The 17,670-nt window shown below is 29.5% G+C and carries 14 protein-coding genes; 8 read left to right on the top strand and 6 right to left on the bottom strand.

Annotation, left to right across the window (positions count from 1 at the left end; genetic code table 11):
* Nucleotides 1–18 precede the first annotated feature (18 nt).
* The gene (locus tag ASC36_RS02430) at nt 19–2,274 is read left to right on the top strand and encodes a TonB-dependent receptor (RefSeq protein WP_073961188.1); all 2,256 of its coding nucleotides are present in this window, start codon (nt 19–21) and stop codon (nt 2,272–2,274) included.
* Between the two features lie 29 nt (nt 2,275–2,303).
* Nucleotides 2,304–3,581, top strand: a complete 1,278-nt coding sequence (locus ASC36_RS02425) for an MFS transporter (protein ID WP_055424892.1) — start codon at nt 2,304–2,306, stop codon at nt 3,579–3,581.
* Between the two features lie 66 nt (nt 3,582–3,647).
* On the opposite strand, the gene ASC36_RS02420 is transcribed toward ASC36_RS02425, so the two are convergent.
* From ASC36_RS02420 to ASC36_RS02405, 4 genes are all read right to left on the bottom strand, one after another.
* A complete protein-coding gene (locus tag ASC36_RS02420) occupies nt 3,648–4,364 on the bottom strand; it encodes a ZIP family metal transporter (protein ID WP_055424891.1) in 717 nt (238 codons plus the stop codon).
* Complete coding sequence (locus tag ASC36_RS02415) at nt 4,365–5,087, bottom strand: class I SAM-dependent methyltransferase (protein ID WP_055424890.1); 723 nt, start codon at nt 5,085–5,087, stop codon at nt 4,365–4,367. It lies immediately after the preceding gene.
* A gap of 251 nt (nt 5,088–5,338) precedes the next feature.
* Nucleotides 5,339–5,617: a hypothetical protein gene (locus ASC36_RS02410; protein WP_055424889.1), complete on the bottom strand. Its 279-nt coding sequence runs from the start codon at nt 5,615–5,617 to the stop codon at nt 5,339–5,341.
* Nucleotides 5,618–5,688: 71 nt separating this feature from the next.
* Nucleotides 5,689–5,943: a hypothetical protein gene (locus ASC36_RS02405; protein ID WP_055424888.1), complete on the bottom strand. Its 255-nt coding sequence runs from the start codon at nt 5,941–5,943 to the stop codon at nt 5,689–5,691.
* 427 nt (nt 5,944–6,370) lie between these two features.
* Here ASC36_RS02405 and rpsA point away from each other — a divergent pair, with 427 nt between their 5' ends.
* From rpsA to ASC36_RS02385, 4 genes are all read left to right on the top strand, one after another.
* A complete protein-coding gene (gene rpsA, locus ASC36_RS02400) occupies nt 6,371–8,164 on the top strand; it encodes a 30S ribosomal protein S1 (RefSeq protein WP_055424887.1) in 1,794 nt (597 codons plus the stop codon).
* Between the two features lie 253 nt (nt 8,165–8,417).
* The gene (locus ASC36_RS02395; RefSeq protein WP_055424886.1) at nt 8,418–9,419 is read left to right on the top strand and encodes a 2-hydroxyacid dehydrogenase; all 1,002 of its coding nucleotides are present in this window, start codon (nt 8,418–8,420) and stop codon (nt 9,417–9,419) included.
* Nucleotides 9,420–9,710: 291 nt separating this feature from the next.
* Nucleotides 9,711–10,217 (top strand): DNA-3-methyladenine glycosylase, encoded by a 507-nt coding sequence (locus tag ASC36_RS02390; RefSeq protein WP_055424885.1) that lies wholly within the window; start codon nt 9,711–9,713, stop codon nt 10,215–10,217.
* A gap of 14 nt (nt 10,218–10,231) precedes the next feature.
* Nucleotides 10,232–11,722, top strand: a complete 1,491-nt coding sequence (locus ASC36_RS02385; protein WP_055424884.1) for a bifunctional ADP-dependent NAD(P)H-hydrate dehydratase/NAD(P)H-hydrate epimerase — start codon at nt 10,232–10,234, stop codon at nt 11,720–11,722.
* A gap of 106 nt (nt 11,723–11,828) precedes the next feature.
* Here the strand turns inward: ASC36_RS02385 and ASC36_RS02380 are convergent, their stop codons facing one another.
* Nucleotides 11,829–13,613 carry a chloride channel protein gene (locus ASC36_RS02380; protein ID WP_073961194.1) on the bottom strand — a complete coding sequence of 595 codons (1,785 nt, stop codon included), beginning with the start codon at nt 13,611–13,613 and terminating at the stop codon, nt 11,829–11,831.
* 31 nt (nt 13,614–13,644) lie between these two features.
* A complete protein-coding gene (locus ASC36_RS02375) occupies nt 13,645–14,445 on the bottom strand; it encodes a hypothetical protein (RefSeq protein ID WP_055424882.1) in 801 nt (266 codons plus the stop codon).
* 345 nt (nt 14,446–14,790) lie between these two features.
* Here ASC36_RS02375 and ASC36_RS02370 point away from each other — a divergent pair, with 345 nt between their 5' ends.
* Together ASC36_RS02370 and ruvA are read left to right on the top strand one after the other, a co-directional pair.
* Nucleotides 14,791–17,061: an NADP-dependent malic enzyme gene (locus ASC36_RS02370; RefSeq protein WP_055424881.1), complete on the top strand. Its 2,271-nt coding sequence runs from the start codon at nt 14,791–14,793 to the stop codon at nt 17,059–17,061.
* A 26-nt stretch (nt 17,062–17,087) separates the two neighbouring features.
* Nucleotides 17,088–17,669 carry a Holliday junction branch migration protein RuvA gene (ruvA, locus tag ASC36_RS02365; protein WP_055424880.1) on the top strand — a complete coding sequence of 194 codons (582 nt, stop codon included), beginning with the start codon at nt 17,088–17,090 and terminating at the stop codon, nt 17,667–17,669.
* Nucleotide 17,670 lies beyond the last annotated feature (1 nt).

Here is a 17,670-nt window from a genome sequence, read left to right as displayed (position 1 = left end):
AAATAAAATTTATAAAAGATGAGAAATAAAAATAGTATATGTTTATGGTCAGTACTACTATTATTGTTAAGTACCAATGAAATATATAGTCAAAATCAAACGAAAAAAGATACAATAGAAGTAGACATAGATCAAAAAAATGATAGGAATGTCATGTTGAATGCAGCGAATAGTACCGGTCCAAGAGATGTTAATATAGGTCTGCCTGCTTCTGTAGGAGGTACCACCATTCTAGAGAATGGTTTGCCGGTAGTATTTCATTATTGGCCTGAATTACCCACAAAAGCATGGAGATCTGACGTTACGATCAATCGTACAGGTTTATTTGATTTAGGGCAAACCTTTATCAATATTGGAGATGTGGGTTTTTCTTTAAATACTTTTGATAATCTAGGTGCGGATAAGCTCCTGGGTAATGTAAATTTAGAGTCTAATCATTTTGGATTAATGAGAGGAAGTGCCAATGTAAGTGGGCCTATTAGTAATAAGGGACTAAAATATTCAGTCGGTGCTTATCTAAGCTTTGATCCCGGAACATTCAAACCATCAATCATTGATAAATATTATGCTGATAAAACCCAAATGTATAAGATAGCCTTAACTCAAGATTATAAATATACAGGAGGAGAAGGTTCTGTTTCAGTATTATACAAATATGTTAATGTTAAAAATTTAAACTACAACTATAGTCCCTTTATTTATGGTAAGGATGGAGATGTTAGTGAAATACCGGGATTTAAAATCGGACGAAAATCTTATCATGAAAGATCGGGAAAAATAACATTAATGGATGCCTATACAGGAAATTTGGTTGAAAAAGATATATTAGATGATTTTGGGACAGAATCTCATACAGTTGATTTATTAGGGACTAACAAATTTGATAATGATTTTCATCTAAATTATATAGTTCGTTATCACTCATCAAAAGTTGGTATTTACATACCTGTTATGGCAGGAGTATCAGCAGCCAAATCGGGAGAATACGTATATGCTGATACAGGAGAAGCTTATATGGGAAATAATGCACAAGGAATATTAATATTAGCAACCAGGAGAACACCCGTTAAATCTATAACCGGTACTGTAGAATTAGGTAAAAAAATAGGGAATCACGATTTAAAAGTCGGGTTAAACGAATGGCATTATAAAGTGGAGAAATATACTACAGAATCTGCTATGTACTTTCAAGAAGTAGCTCCTAATCCAAGAAAATTAATTCAGGTAGGAAGTACTGCAAATGCTAATGGGGATTTTAATTTAAATCAAGGGTTAGAATATCATAATGGAAACGAGAACAAATTAGCATTGTATATTTTAGATAAATGGTCATTGATAGACAAATTAGAATTAAATCTGGGAGGGCGTATCGAATATCAATCTCTGCGAGGAGATTATCAAGACAGAAATTTGGGCTTACTAACCTTATCAGGTCCTAAAACCGATATCAATAAAGATTGGGTTAATCAATCCTATATGTTGAGTACAGTATATAAAATGACAAAAAAATTTGGTTTACTTGGAGAAGCAAATTATAATGAACAAGCAGGCCATTTGGAAAACTATAATATAGGAGTTGATCCCAAGATAAAAAAATCTAAAATACCTTCTGCCGGTTTTGGAGTATATTATAATCACCCTATAGCAAGTATAGTTTCCAAAGCAACTTACATAACTCGTGATGAATACCGTTCTACCGTTAATTTTTCCAATCCTAACAATCCGGGAGAGGTTAAAAGAGAGACTACTAAGTATGACATAGAAACTATAGGTTGGACTACAGATATAATATCCAAACCTATAAAAAATTTTGAGTTACATTTTTTATTAACTTTACAAAGTCCAAAATATAAAAATTTTGTAGGAGAAGTTAAATTTAAAGACGGATCAACATCCCAATATGATTTTACAGATAAGTATGTTACCGGTATTTCAAAAGTTTTAATAGAAATTGATCCCAGTTATGTTTGGAAAGATTTAAGAGTTTGGGCAAGTGCAAGATATTTTAGTAAACAATACGCAAATAGACCCAACACCATATACTTTGCTAGTCGATGGGAAACATTTGCCGGATTACAATATTCGATCAATAAAAATTTAAGCTTTTCTTCCACCTTTATAAATTTATTTAATCAAAGAGGAGCTAAGGGTGATATGGGAGATTCTGATTTAATCTTAACCTCAGAAGAAGCAAAAAAGAAGGAAGGAACTATTCTTTCAGGAACATACATACGTCCTTTTACGGTAGAATTCGGTCTTAAATATTCCTTTTAACATAATTAATAATTAAAATAATACTAAATATGACTAATAAAGAAAAAAATTATGCATTACCTATAACAATGATGTTTGCCCTGTTTTTTATGATTTCATTTGTAACGGGCTTGCAGAATCCTATGGGAATAATTGTCAAAAATCAATTTGGGGCTTCAAACTTTATGTCTCAGCTAGGTAATGCTGCTAACTTTATCGCCTATGCATTTATGGGGATTCCGGCAGGTATTCTTTTACAAAAGATAGGATATAAAAAAACAGCTTTACTGGCCATTATTGTTGGTTTGTTTGGCGTTGGAATTCAATATCTATCCGGAGGAATGGAAAGTTTTGTTACCTATTTGATAGGAGCATTTGTTTCTGGTTTTTCCATGTGTATGTTAAATACCGTTGTAAATCCTATGTTAAATACTTTAGGTGGTGGAGGTAAAAAAGGAAATATTTTGTTACAACTGGGGGGCTCTATTAATTCCATGGGTGCGACCATTGTACCGGTATTGGTGGGCTACTTAATTGGAAATGCTTCAAGAGCTACCATAAAAGAAGCAAATCCGGCTCTTTTCTTAGCCATGGGGATTTTTGTTTTAGCATTTATTGTGCTATTGTTGGTAAATATACCGGAGCCTTTTTTAGATAAAAAAGAGAAAATAGAAGGAAAATATAGCGCATTTTCTTTTAGACATTTTTGTTTAGGAGTTGTATCTATATTTATTTATGTTGGTATTGAAGTAGGGATTCCAAATACAGCAAATTTGTTTATGACTTCTGCTCCAGACAAAGGAGGTTTAGGAATTGATACTACTGTTGCAGGGACTGTGGTCGGCACTTATTGGTTTTTGATGCTGATTGGACGATTGGTAGGAGCGTCTTTAGGAGCGCGTATCTCCAGCAAGGCTATGTTGGCTTTTACCTCTCTTTTAGGATTACTATTTATATTATTAGCTATCCTTAGTCCTATATCTTCAACTGTAAGTATGCCGGTATTTAAATCAGATATATCTTTAGGCTTTGCAGAATTACCTACTACCATAGTATTTTTTATATTGTGTGGGTTGTGTACTTCTGTAATGTGGGGAGGTATCTTTAATTTAGCTGTAGAAGGGTTAGGTAAATATACGTCAGCAGCATCCGGTATTTTTATGATGATGGTATGTGGAGGAGGTATACTGCCTCTTATACAAAATTATTTTGCTGATTTATTTGGTTTTTTATCCAGTTATTGGCTGATCATAATAGAATTTGGTTATATCCTTTATTATGCATTAATCGGAAGTAAAAATATAAATAAAGATATACCGATTAATTAATCTTATTTTGTTAATAAATAAAAATTCTCCTAATTTTTAGGAGAATTTTTTATATGGAAACAATATTTAAATTATTGAAATTAAAAATCCTATAAACATTCCACTAAAAACTAAAAGTAGTTTTTGCCAGTTCAAAGAGTGTTTTTCATTACTTTCGAATATAATAACAGAAGAAATATGTAAAAAGATACCGGCAACAATCCCTAATAATTTAGGGTATATATCAGGCTCTAAAAATGAACCCAAGAAGGCGCCTACGGGAGCTGAAACGGCAAATAAAATAAGAATGGAAAAGGCATATATTCTTTTAATATGTAAAGAAAATAAAAATGTTGATAAGACTATGGTCTCTGATACTTTATGAATGCTCAATGCCCATAAGATGTTTGAAGAATGAAGATGATGATCATGGACATCATGGTTATGTAAATGATGAACCTCAAGTGGGGTTCCTTCTAAAAAGGAATGAATAAACAATCCCAGCATAATACTTACCGGAATAACGCTGTCGGTATGATGATCAGAGCTGTGTAAATGACCGTGCTCAATCCCTTTAGATAAGCCTTCTAAAATTAATTGTATTCCCACACCGATAATAATCCATATACCGGCATTAAATCCGCCGTCAATATAGAGGGAAGGGAACATATCCAACACAGTTATCGCCAAAAGGAGACCGGCACTAAACATTAAAAGTTGTTTGCTGAATTTTGAATTATTCTGGAAAAAATAAGCTGTTCCCGCTCCAATAATAACAGCAGAAATCAATACGACATAGTCCATTTATTTTTCAAAAATTAAAATTAGTCGGGGAGAATGTTTTTCATTAAATGGATGTAGCTGGTAATCACCAAAAACGTTATTTAAAGAAAATCCTACCTTTTTACCAAGATTTTCAAAATAATCTAAATTAAAAGTCCTTACTCTTTCTTGAAAATGAAAGTTTTCGCCTTGATCTTGGAATTTAATATCTTTAATTATAAAGCCATTTTCAATTTTCCTTTGTAAATGAAATAAAATTCCATCAACTTCTTTATCCTCTTGTGTAATCAGTTTATCCATTGCTAATGAAACATTCATGAAATCCATCACAAAAATCCCTTTATATAATAATTGCTCAAAAATAGATTGATAAACTTTTAAATTGTCTATATCATCACTAAAATAACCAAAGCTGGTAAATAGATTAAAAATTGCGTTAAAATGATTAGGAAAATTGGGCTTTCTCATATCCCCTACAAAAAATTTAAGATGTTCATTTTCATACTCCTTGGCATATTTGATGCTTTTGGAAGCTAAATCAACGCCTGTGACATCATATCCCAATTTATTAAAAAAAATACTATGCCTGCCTTTGCCACAAGCTAAATCCAAAATTTTACTTTCAGCAGGTAAATTAAGGTATTTTAATAAATTAGTAATAAATTCTTGAGCTTCCTTATCATCACGGTTTTTATATAAAATATGATAATAAGGAGTATTAAACCATTCTGCAAACCAATCCATAAATCAAATTTAGTACAAATTTTTCACCTAATAATAACGTTAACATTACTATTATAAAATTTTTTTATTTATCATAGAATTACATGACTTTAATCTATTTTTATATTTTAAAAACTTAAAAATCACTATTATATTATTTGAATAATATGATATTTAATATTTATTATATAATACTATTATACATAAGAGGAAGGCTGCTCATAAAATATTAAATATTACTTTGCTTTATATGATTATGATTGATTTTAAAGTCATTTAATGCAAGTTATAAAGTAGTTTAAATCTTCTATCATAACAGGATTGTTGTTATATTGTTTTTCAATTTTACCATGTGGCTCATTTTCAATGCTAGTAAAATTTCTTTCTTTAAATAAAATTTCAAACTCATGGGGATTAAAAAATCCTAACCAAGGTTCACCACTTAATTCTAAAAAGGAAGTTACTTTATTAATTATTTTTCTTGAGGGATGGTTATTATTAAAATATACTTCTTTATTTAAATAATCGAGACTAATTCCAGAAACATTCACATGTTCAATGAAAAAATCGAGTATAGAAATAACTTTTTCAGATTCAAGATAAAAGGTTCCACCTTCCCATACTATGTATGTTTTCCAATTCCTAGAATGAGGAGTTGTTCAAAATTATTTATATGTTTTTTTAGTGTATTTTTAAAATAGTAATCGCGAGTCTTTATATTTGCAGAAAACATACCTCCATTGATATGATCAATATAATCGGCAATTTTTTTTCCTTCATTAATATAATTTTTAATTAAAATTCCTGAAGTCTCATCTCCTAACAAAATATGCCTAAGATAGGCAACAGCATACATTGTGTTGTTATTTTTTTTCATAATTATTTAATTGTTGCGATAAAATTAAATAATAAATTAAATGTTAACCATCATACAAATTCTTTTTTTTATAATTGTAATTTATATTTACGATTTATCAATAAAAAATATTATGTCTTTTTTTAATCAATATTTTAAAGGAATCAATCAATAACCTAAATAAAAATATATCAGAAAATATTTTTTAAATAATTTGAAATTCAAATTAATAAACGTAAGTTGTTATAAAAAGATATTGATTAACTTAAAGTAAATCAGTAAAAAAGAAGATAAAAGTTTATTTAAATTATTATTTTTTTTTTATATTTGCGCCTTGATTTGGCGAACTTAAGAAAATCGTAATAATTTCAAGTATAATCTCTTCCTTAGCAATCAATTTCGCCTTTATCTTAGATTGAATAGCGAAGGAATACAATGTTTATAAAAAATGTCCGAAGAGACTAAAAATTTAGTAGAAGATCAAGAAACTCTTAAAAATGCAAATGTGACTCCTGAGCAATTTGATTGGGATTCTTTTGAATCCGGATTAAACGCCGAGGATAGAAAAGAAAAATCTGAGTTAGAAAAAATGTATGATACTTCTTTGAGAGAACTTGACGAGAATCAGGTTTTCAAAGGTAGAGTTGTGCGTATTACTGACAAAGAAGCTATTGTTGATATAAATTTTAAATCAGAGGGAGTTATCTCTTTGAATGAGTTCCGTTACAATCCTAATCTTAAAGTGGGTGATGAGGTAGAGGTTATGGTAGCCCAAAGAGAGGATAAGACCGGTCAATTACAGCTTTCTCATAGAAAAGCAAGAATGCTCAAAGCATGGGATAGAGTTAATGAGCTTCATGAGACAGGAGAAATCGTAGAAGGATATGTTAAATCAAGAACTAAAGGAGGAATGATTGTAGATGTGTTTGGTATCGAAGCTTTCTTACCCGGTTCTCAAATTGATGTAAAACCCATTCGCGATTATGATCAATATGTTGGGAAAACTATGGAATTTAAAATCGTTAAAATTAATCATGAATTTAAAAATGTAGTTGTTTCTCATAAAGCATTGATCGAAGCTGATATTGAAGATCAGAAAAAAGAAATTATCGGACAACTTGAAAAAGGTCAGGTATTAGAAGGAGTTGTTAAAAATATAACTTCCTATGGAGTATTTATTGATTTAGGAGGTGTAGATGGATTAATTCATATCACAGACTTATCTTGGAGCAGAATTAATCACCCATCTGAAGTAGTTCAATTAGATCAAAAAGTTAATGTTGTAATACTTGATTTTGATGATCAAAAATCTAGAATCCAATTAGGTATGAAACAATTGGAGCCACATCCTTGGGATGCATTAGATTCGAACATACAAGTTGGTGATAAAATAAAAGGAAAAGTAGTTGTTTTAGCAGACTATGGAGCTTTTGTAGAAGTAGCACCAGGTGTTGAAGGATTAATACATGTTTCTGAAATGTCTTGGTCAACTCATTTGAGATCAGCTCAAGATTTTGTTAAAATTGGAGATGAAGTAGAATGTGTAATTCTTACCTTAGATAAAGAAGAAAGAAAAATGTCGTTAGGTATGAAGCAATTAACTTTGGATCCATGGACTGATATAACAGCTAAATATCCTGTGGGTTCAAAACATAAAGGAACAGTTAGAAACTTTACAAATTTTGGAGTATTTGTTGAATTAGAAGCAGGAGTAGACGGGTTGATTTATATTTCAGATCTATCTTGGACTAAAAAGATTAAGCACCCTTCTGAATTTTGTTCAGTTGGTGACGTTTTAGATGTAATAGTTTTAGAATTAGATACAGATGCTAGAAGATTAAGCTTAGGTCACAAACAATTAACTGAAAACCCTTGGGATAAATATGAAGTTAAATATGCTGAAGGAACTGTTCATACAGGAAAAGTAGTTCAGCTATTCGATAAAGGAGCTACTGTTCAATTTGAAGATGTTGAAGTTGAAGGTTTTTGTCCATCAAGATTCTTAGAAAAAGAAGACGGTTCCAAAATTAAAAAAGGAGATGAAACTGAATTCAAAGTAATTGAATTTAATAAAGAATTCAAAAGAGTTGTGGTTTCACATACAGGTACTTTCCGTGAAGAAGATAATCGAGAAGAAACTGAAAAACAAGTTAAATCACAAAATCAAAGCGTTGAAAAATCTACCTTAGGAGATTTAGACGAATTACAAGAATTAAAAAGAAAAATGGAAGAAGGACAATAATCTTTTTAATATAAATTTCATAAAATAATTTAAAAAGAACCGTAGAAAATACGGTTCTTTTTTTTATTTTTAAAGCACCATAAATGATTTCTTAAGTTAGTTAACTTTTTGATTTTTAAATAATTTAATAGATTTTATAAAATACTTATATTTTATCTAAAAAAAATAAACTTTATACTAAAAAAAAATTATACATAATTTTGTATAATATTTGCATTTGTATAAAATTAAGTTTAATGATAAAAATTTAAATATGAAGGTATCATTTTTTTCAACACAACCCTATGATATTAAATTCTTTAATGAATGTAATGAAAAGTTTAATTTTGATTTAGAGTATTTTGAACCCAATTTGGATGAACATACAGTAAATATAATTGAAGAGGGAACAGATGCCATTTGCGTTTTTGTAAATGATAAGTTAAATGAAGGGGTCATTAAAAAATTAAAAAAAAGGGGAATTAAATATATAGCACTTAGAAATGCGGGATTCAATAATGTAGATTTAGAAGCAGCTAAAAAATATGAAATTAAAGTATGCAGGGTTCCTGCCTATTCTCCCCAAGCAGTAGCCGAGCATACATTGGCTATGCTTTTAACTTTAAATAGGAAAACACATAAGGCTTATAATAGGGTTAGAGAGCAAAATTTTTCATTAAATGGGTTGTTAGGTACCAACATCTATACAAAAACTGTTGGTGTTATAGGTACCGGAAATATAGGTAGAGTTTTTTGTAAAACGATAAAAGCATTAGGTACAAACGTAATAGCTTATGATTTATATCCTAACGAAGAACTAAAAAAGGAAGGATTTCAATATGTCACTTTAGAAGAGCTTTTAAAACAATCGGATATAATTTCATTACATTGTCCTTTAACTCCTGAAACACATCATTTAATTAACAAACAAACGATTAGTTTAATGAAAAACGGTGTTTACTTAATAAACACAAGTAGAGGGGGACTAATAAATACTCTTGATATTATTGATGGATTAAAATCAAAAAAAATTGGAGCTTTAGGTATTGATGTATACGAACAAGAAGATAAACTATTTTTTAGAGATTTATCTGAAACAATTATTAAAGATGATAAAATACAATTATTGCTTTCATTTCCTAATGTATTGGTAACGGCACATCAAGCATTTTTTACAGAAGAAGCACTAACACAAATAGCACTTGTAACTTTGGATAATTTAAGACAATTAAGCAATAGTAATAGTATTGACAATAAAGCGGCAGAATTAGTATAGATAGTGAAATTTTATCTTCATTATTAAAATTTGAAGTGATAATAAGTTGAGTATTTACTTTAGGCAAGATAAAAAATAAGATATATATCTTTATAAAAATAAAATATATTTTAAGTATTTTTTTTAAATTATAATTAATTTAATCTATGTTTAATATATCAATTAATAAAAACTTGAATTTAAAACGTGATTTTAGATTAATCAAATAAATTGTTGTTTTTATTAATCAAATTTTATTTTAATAACTTATAATTCAAAAAAAGTACTTATTTTTACCGAAGTGAAGATAAAATGAGAATCGATACTAAATTTTTTCATAAAGAAGCATTTTTTGTTGCGCAGGAATTATTAGGAAAAAAAATTGTGAGAGCTTATAATTCCGGAGAAATAGTTAAATATACTATTACGGAAACAGAAGCATACGGTGGAGAAGAGGATTTAGCCTGCCATGCAAGCAAAGGCAGAACTAAAAGAACAGAGATTGTGTATCATGAAGGAGGAAAAGTATATGTTTATCTGATATATGGAATATATTGGATGCTAAATTTTGTCACCGGAAAAGAAAACGAACCTCAAGCTGTTTTAATACGAGGGGTTGAGCAATGTTCAGGTCCGGGACGGGTTGGCAAATTATTACAGTTAAATAAAGATTTTTATGGAGAAGACTTGGCTTCTTCTAGAAAAATTTGGGTAGAAGATTCTCAAATTAAACCAAATTTTATTACCACAGTAAGAGTAGGAATAGACTATGCAGGGGATATATGGAAAAATAAACTTTGGAGATTTATAATAACTTGAAACTAACAATACTTATGAAGATATTAACATCAACGCAAATAAAAGAATGTGCAAATCAGTCCATACAAAGTGAAATAACTACGTCATTAGAATTAATGGAAAGTTCAGCTTTGGCATGTTTTGAATGGCTAAAAAGCAGATACTCGAATGAACATAATTATTATATTTTTTGTGGTAAAGGAAATAATGGTGGAGATGGTTTAGCATTAGCCAGATTATTATATAATGAAAATTTTAATGTTGAAGCATTCATTATACAATCTTCTGCAGATTTTTCAGAAGACACACAAATTAATTTTGATAAATTTCCAAAATCTGTATATTTTATAGAAGGAGATGATTTTGAAGTTACTGAAGAAAAAGCCATTATTATTGATGCTTTATTTGGTACAGGTTTAAATAAAAAATTGAAGGGGGAAGCAGAAAAAATTGTTTCGAAATTAAATGAAATTAATGCTATAAAAATTTCAATTGATATACCATCAGGTTTATTTGCAGATTCACTTCCCGAAGAAAATCAAATTGTGTTTAGAGCGGATGAAACATTAACATTTGAATTTTATAAAAGGTCTTTTTTACACCTTGAAGCAGCACAATATGCCGGAAAAATACATGTACTTGATATCGGTCTGGATAAAAATTTAATTGAAAATGAAAAGACCGATAATTACCTTATAGAATATAGCCATTTTGAAAAAAATTACAAAAGAAGAAATCCTTTTAGTAACAAAGGTAACTTTGGAAAAGCAATCATCATTGGAGGAAGCTACGGTAAAATAGGATCTATAACTTTATCAACCTTGTCTGCCTTGCGAGTGGGTACTGGATTGGTGTTTACCGGAGCACCTGAGTATGGCAGTTTGGTGCTCCAAACGATTGCTCCAGAAGCCATGTTTTTTTCCTGTGGAGATAAATATATAGAAGATATTCAAATACCTTTTGAAAACTACACGATAGGGATAGGACCTGGACTTGGTACTGAGGCAACGACAAAAATGGCATTTGAAAAAATGTTGGAAAATGAAAACAATCCTATGGTTCTTGATGCTGACGCACTAAATATTATATCAGAAAATAAAGATTTATTAAATCTAATTCCCAAATATTCTATAATTACACCGCACCCAAAAGAATTTGAAAGGTTGTTTGGGAAAACTAATTCTACCTTAGAGCAATGTGAACTAGCTAGAAAAAAAGCAAAAGAATATGAAATTGTTATTGTAATTAAAGGACATAATACAGCAATTTTATTACCAGAAGGAACTTGTTATTATAATGCTACGGGTAATGCAGGCATGGCTAAAGGAGGTAGTGGAGATGTGTTAACCGGTATTATTACTGGATTACTGGCGCAAGGTTATGACTCCAAATTAGCTACGATATTAGGAGTATATATTCATGGTAAAGCGGGGGATTATGCATACGAGAAGTTTTCTCAAGAATCTATGACTGCTCAAGGCATTATACAGTGTCTTTCCGATGTGTTTTTAGAATTAAATAAATAATACAAACGAAATAATTAAATAAAACATTACCGATATTACACTTCATACGAAGCAACATAAGAAATCTATATATTTAAATGTTTTTTTAATTCCGGTAATGTATTATTTAATCCTCAGAAAAATCAACAATTAATTTTCGATATTTATCCAATAATTTTGATTTGGAAAGCATACCAATAAATTTATCATTTTCAACAACCGGTAGGTATAAGGATTTTGAATTATCAAAAATTCTAAAAATTGTTTCGTTATCATCAAATAAAGAAATACACTCAGAAGGCTTGGTAATCAGATCCTCTATTTTTAAACTTTCATAACTTTCTTTATGAAGCAAAATATTTATAAGATCATCCAAAATAATATAACCTCTGAATTTTTGATCTGTATCTTCCACGATAAAAAACTTTTTACTTGAAGAAGGAATAACATTATTAATAAATTCAGCAAAAGATAAAGATATAGAAATTTTAACAAAATTTTTTTCAATAAGATTTTTGATATTCATTCTTCTAATAGCCTCTTTATCTTTATTATGAGTAATCATCTCATTCTTTCTTTTCAAATTATAGGTATACACAGAATGTTTATCAAAATGATATTTAACGAGATAAGCAATAGTCGAAGTTATAATAAGAGGAAATAATAAACTATACCCACCCGTAATTTCAGCGATAAGGAAAATGGAGGTCATAGGAGCATGCATGATACCTGCCATAACACCTGCCATACCTACTAAAGTAAAATTATGTTCGGAGAGTTTCGTTAAGCTGGTTAGATTAATGGCTTTTGTAAACACAAATCCTAAAATTCCTCCGGTAAAAAGAGCAGGAGCGAATACTCCACCAATACCTCCGGAAGAAGTGGTGATGCTGCTGGCGACTACTTTTAAAAATAAAATTCCCAATAAAAAAAGGATAAGAAAATAATCATTTTCCCTCAATAAATAAAAGAATGAATTTTTTGTTATGCTTTCGGGGTGGGAACTCATTAAATGCTGAAGACCAATATAACCTTCGCCAAAAAGTGGAGGAAAAATAAAGATAAGTGTTCCTACCGCTAAACCGCCTAACATTGCTTTGAAGTATATACTTTTACTAGCTGAAAATTTCTTTTCAATTATACGACTTATTTTAATAAAATAAAGAGAAAAAAAACCACAGATAATTCCTAATATTATATAATAGAAAATTTTTGATTTGTCGAACGGCTCAAAAATTGCGAAATAAAACGAAATATTATCGCCCAATAAAAAATAAGAGATTAAAGCACCCGTAGTAGAAGATATTAAAATAGGTATTAACGACCACATACTCAGGTCGATCATTATAACTTCAAGGGAAAAAATAATAGCAGCTATCGGGGCCTTAAAAATCCCGGCAATTGCCGCTGAGCATCCACAAGCAATAAATAAAGTTCTTAATTTTAAATTAAGTTTAAATTCTTGTGCAATATTGGAGCCTATAGCTGCTCCCGTATATACTATTGGAGCTTCGGTTCCTACAGATCCACCGAAACCAATTGTTAAACAGCTGGATATAATCGAACTATAAGCATTTTTTTGATCTATTATACAGCGTTTTTTAGAAATAGCAAGCAAAACTTTTTCAACCCCATGGCTAATATCCATTTTAACAAAATATTTAATAAAAATAACTGTTAAGATAATTCCAATAGTTGGAAAAAATATGGTCCAATAATTAAAGTTGAAGTTTTTATTATGATAAATCAGCTCTTCAGTTAAACTTACTAAGTTTTTTAAAATTACAGCACTTATTCCTCCTATTATTCCAATTAAAATGCTGGCTAAATATATAAATGTCTGAGGATTTTGATTCCTGAATTTTCTAATTACGATATTATATTTTATACGTAGTTTTTTAATTGAATCCATATAGGATTCAAAATAATTTTTAAAGGATACATTAATTTTCATTTATTTCATCATCAACGTCTATTGATCCAACTGTATTTTTATATATTGAATAAACAATGGCTTGAGAAAAAGAAAGGGTGAAAATCAGGCCGATAATGCACATTAAGAATCCTAAAAATTTACTTATAAAAAAAGAAATCATTAATATTAAAAATATCTTTCCAAATTTCCTATTTACAATTATAAAACTATATTTAATTGCTTGAATTATTGGAGCATCATCAATAATTATAAAAGATCCGGCTAAAATGAAAGCCGGAATAATATAAAGGGCGGGTATAAACAGCAACAACATACTTATGCTAATTAAAATTATTTGAATAAATACCAACCCGATAAGTTTTATAAATTTAGTTCCTTGATATCCACTTATGAAATGTTTAAAACTTGTATTTCCCTTTTTATCTGCAAGATAAGCACAATAAACAACTCCGGCACTTAAAGGATATAAAAGAAGTCCTATAAGTGAAGATAGCAATGTTTTTATAATTATTTGGGGATTATGTATATAGTCTTGAAATAGAGAAATTAATTTTTGTAACGATTGTGAATCATTATTTAAACTACTAATAGCTTTTGCTAATTCTAAATCAATTAAGTTAGTTCCCAAATAATTGCTAAGTAAATTATAAATTAAATTATTAAATATATAGGTGAAAATAACACAAAAAATCCCATAAAAAATAGTATTTTTCCAAGCTAAAAATCCATCTGTAATAATTTTATTTACAGAGATATCATATCCATTTTTCTTTAATTTTTCAATTTTATTTTCTAAAGTTGTTTTCATGAATAATTTATTAACCTGCAAAATTACACAAATATTACCTATAATGTAAATATTTAGAAGTATTTAATAGGGGTAAGTTTAATAAAAAAAAGTAAAATACAAAAACTGTTTTTAAATTAATTTTTGTTATTATTATGATATAATTTTAATGTTAATATTCTTCGCATAAATATAAAATTTTTAATTTGTAATATTTAACTTAAAAATAAATTAATTGAATGGTTGTCTTTAAGTTAATAAAATATTTTGCTTATATATTTTATCACATAAACTAAAGATTTAAAATAGTTTCTGTGTTATAAAATAAAAATATTTACTTTTGTATGTCAAAATATAAATAAAACGATGTCACGAGAAAAAAAATTAAGAGAAGCCGCCTTAGAATATCATAGTTCCAAACCAGAAGGTAAAATTGAAGTTATACCTACCAAGCCCCATTCTACTCAAACTGATTTATCATTAGCCTATTCTCCGGGAGTGGCAGAACCATGTTTAGAAATACAAAAAAATAGTGCAGATAGTTATAAATATACGTCTAAAGGTAATTTAGTAGCAGTTATTTCTAACGGAACAGCTGTACTGGGGCTAGGAGATATTGGTGCTGATGCCTCTAAACCGGTTATGGAAGGAAAAGGTTTATTATTTAAAATTTTCGCCGGTATTAATGTTTTCGATATTGAAGTAGATGAAACAGATCCGGACAAATTTATTGAAATTGTTAAATCTTTAGCTCCAACCTTTGGGGGTATAAATTTAGAGGATATAAAAGCACCTGAAGCATTTGAAATTGAAAAAAGATTAAAAGCGGAATTAAATATTCCGGTTATGCATGATGACCAGCATGGAACAGCAATTATCTCAGCCGCTGCTTTATTAAATGCTTTAGAAATTTCCAAAAAAAATATCGCTAAAGTAAAAATAGTAGTTAGTGGTGCCGGAGCAGCAGCCATATCTTGTACAAGATTATATAAAGCATTGGGAGCCAGCCCACAAAATATATTAATGTGTGATAGCAAAGGAGTTATATATAAAGGACGAACCGGATTGAATGATGAAAAGCTTGAATTTGCTGTAGATACTCCTGACAGAACATTAGAAGATGCAATGAAAAATAGCGATGTATTTATTGGATTATCTAAAGGAAACCTGGTTACACCGGAAATGCTTTTATCTATGAACGAAAATCCAATTGTTTTCGCTATGGCTAATCCAACACCGGAAATCGATTACAATTTGGCGCTAGAAACTAGAAAGGATGTGATTATGGCAACCGGAAGAAGTGACTATCCTAATCAGGTAAACAATGTGTTAGGATTTCCATATATTTTTAGAGGGGCATTAGATGTAAGAGCTACAGATATTAACCAAGAGATGCAATTAGCTGCTGTTAAAGCCTTAGCTGATCTAGCCAAACAAAATGTCCCTGAGCAAGTAATACAAGCATACCATGTTAAAAATATGAAGTTTGGTAGGGATTATATTATACCTAAACCATTTGATAACCGATTAATAACTAAAGTTTCAATGGCAGTGGCAAAAGCAGCGATTGATAGTGGCGTAGCTCAACATATCATTACAGATTGGAAGGCTTATGAAGAAGAATTATTAGATCGAATGGGGGGTACCGATGAAAAAATAATACGACAATTTAAAATAAAAGCTAAAGATAATCTTAAAAGAATAGTGTTAAATAATGCCGAAGAATATAATGTATTAAAAGCTGCACAAATCATAGCAGAAGAAAAGATAGCTCAACCAATCTTGCTGGGAAGAAGAGACTTAATTGAAAAAACAAAGCAACAATATAATTTAGAAATTGAGGCGGAAATACTTGATATCGATACTGTTTATACACAACAAGACTTCAAAAAATATGTAGAATATCTTTATAATAAAAAACAAAGAAAGGGAATAAACTCTCAACAACAAGCAAATCAGTTATTAAAAAATAGTGATAATTTTGGAGCTCTTCTTATCGAAATGAGAGAAGCAGACTCTTTTCTAACTGGGTTTACTAAAAACTATACTGACTCTTTGAATCAGATATTAAAAGTTGTGGATTATTCTGAATCGTCTAAGAAAGTATCATCAGCCATGATTCTACTTTCTAAAAATGGTCCTGTTTTTATCGCTGATACATCATTGAATACAGATCCATCAATTGAAGAATTAGCAGCAATAGCAGAGGTTACAGCTAATTTTGTCAAACAATTGGGCATTGAACCTAGAGTAGCCATGCTATCTCACGAAAACTTTTCTGGAAATTCGAAACTATCTAGAAAAGTAATAGAAGCGGTTAAATTACTTAACCAATCTAATCCTGATTTAATTGTTGATGGAGAAATACAACCGGATTATGCATTAAATGAACAATTAGTTAGTGAATTTTCGTTTAGTAAATTAGAATCAAAACCTGCAAATGTTTTAATATTTCCAGATATGATTTCAGCTAATCTGAGCACGAATTTAGCTAAAAGTTTAGGATCTATAAAAAGTATTGGACCGGTTTTATTAGGTTTGGATAAATCTATTCACATAATCAATAGAAATTCTAGTGTAGAAGATATAGTAAATCTTGCAACTCTTGCCTCTATAGATGCTCATGTAAAAAAATAAATTATATTTCCGTTAAATAAACAAAAATGATAACTCATTTATCAGGAATTATTTTTGAAATATCCCCATCCAGTGTAGTAATAGACTGCAATGGAGTGGGATATTTTGCAACTATTAGTTTACAAACTTATACAGACATTCAAAATGAGAAAAAGGCCTTAATATATATTCAAGAAATTATACGAGAAGATTCACATTCCTTATATGGATTTTCAACAAAAACAGAACGTTCATTGTTTAATCTTTTAAATAGTGTAAACGGGGTAGGTCCGGCTTCATCCATTATGATGTTATCCTCAATGTCTGTGTCAGAAATAACTTCAGCTATTTTTAGTAGCAACAATCTAGCTTTGCAAAAAATAAAAGGAATAGGAGCTAAAACTGCCCAAAGGATAATTCTTGATTTACGGGATAAAATTTCTACATTTGAAAAGACTGAAACTTTAGATCATAATTTAGGCAATAAAAACAAATCTGAAGCGTTAAGTGCATTGGAGGTGTTAGGTATTTCTAAAAAAATTACTGAAAAAATTATTGATAAAATTTTAAAGAATAATCCGGATATCGAAGTTGAAGAACTTATCAAGGATACTTTAAAAAAATTATAAA

Source organism: Apibacter mensalis, from assembly GCF_001418685.1.
In the GTDB taxonomy this organism is placed as follows: Bacteria; Bacteroidota; Bacteroidia; order Flavobacteriales; family Weeksellaceae; genus Apibacter; species Apibacter mensalis.
Note: the sequence above shows the minus strand (reverse complement) of the source record. Positions and strands in the feature narration are given on the sequence as shown.

Excerpts from the sequence above, each read along its gene's own strand:
- ASC36_RS02390 (WP_055424885.1), top strand. The coding sequence starts at position 9,711 with ATGAGAATCGATACTAAATTTTTTCATAAAGAAGCATTTTTTGTTGCG.
- ASC36_RS02415 (WP_055424890.1), bottom strand. The coding sequence starts at position 5,087 with ATGGATTGGTTTGCAGAATGGTTTAATACTCCTTATTATCATATTTTA.
- ASC36_RS02380 (WP_073961194.1), bottom strand. The coding sequence starts at position 13,613 with ATGGATTCAATTAAAAAACTACGTATAAAATATAATATCGTAATTAGA.
- ruvA (WP_055424880.1), top strand. The coding sequence starts at position 17,088 with ATGATAACTCATTTATCAGGAATTATTTTTGAAATATCCCCATCCAGT.
- ASC36_RS02405 (WP_055424888.1), bottom strand. The coding sequence starts at position 5,943 with ATGAAAAAAAATAACAACACAATGTATGCTGTTGCCTATCTTAGGCAT.
- ASC36_RS02395 (WP_055424886.1), top strand. The coding sequence starts at position 8,418 with ATGAAGGTATCATTTTTTTCAACACAACCCTATGATATTAAATTCTTT.
- ASC36_RS02370 (WP_055424881.1), top strand. The coding sequence starts at position 14,791 with ATGTCACGAGAAAAAAAATTAAGAGAAGCCGCCTTAGAATATCATAGT.
- ASC36_RS02385 (WP_055424884.1), top strand. The coding sequence starts at position 10,232 with ATGAAGATATTAACATCAACGCAAATAAAAGAATGTGCAAATCAGTCC.
- ASC36_RS02425 (WP_055424892.1), top strand. The coding sequence starts at position 2,304 with ATGACTAATAAAGAAAAAAATTATGCATTACCTATAACAATGATGTTT.
- ASC36_RS02430 (WP_073961188.1), top strand. The coding sequence starts at position 19 with ATGAGAAATAAAAATAGTATATGTTTATGGTCAGTACTACTATTATTG.
- ASC36_RS02375 (WP_055424882.1), bottom strand. The coding sequence starts at position 14,445 with ATGAAAACAACTTTAGAAAATAAAATTGAAAAATTAAAGAAAAATGGA.
- ASC36_RS02420 (WP_055424891.1), bottom strand. The coding sequence starts at position 4,364 with ATGGACTATGTCGTATTGATTTCTGCTGTTATTATTGGAGCGGGAACA.
- rpsA (WP_055424887.1), top strand. The coding sequence starts at position 6,371 with ATGTCCGAAGAGACTAAAAATTTAGTAGAAGATCAAGAAACTCTTAAA.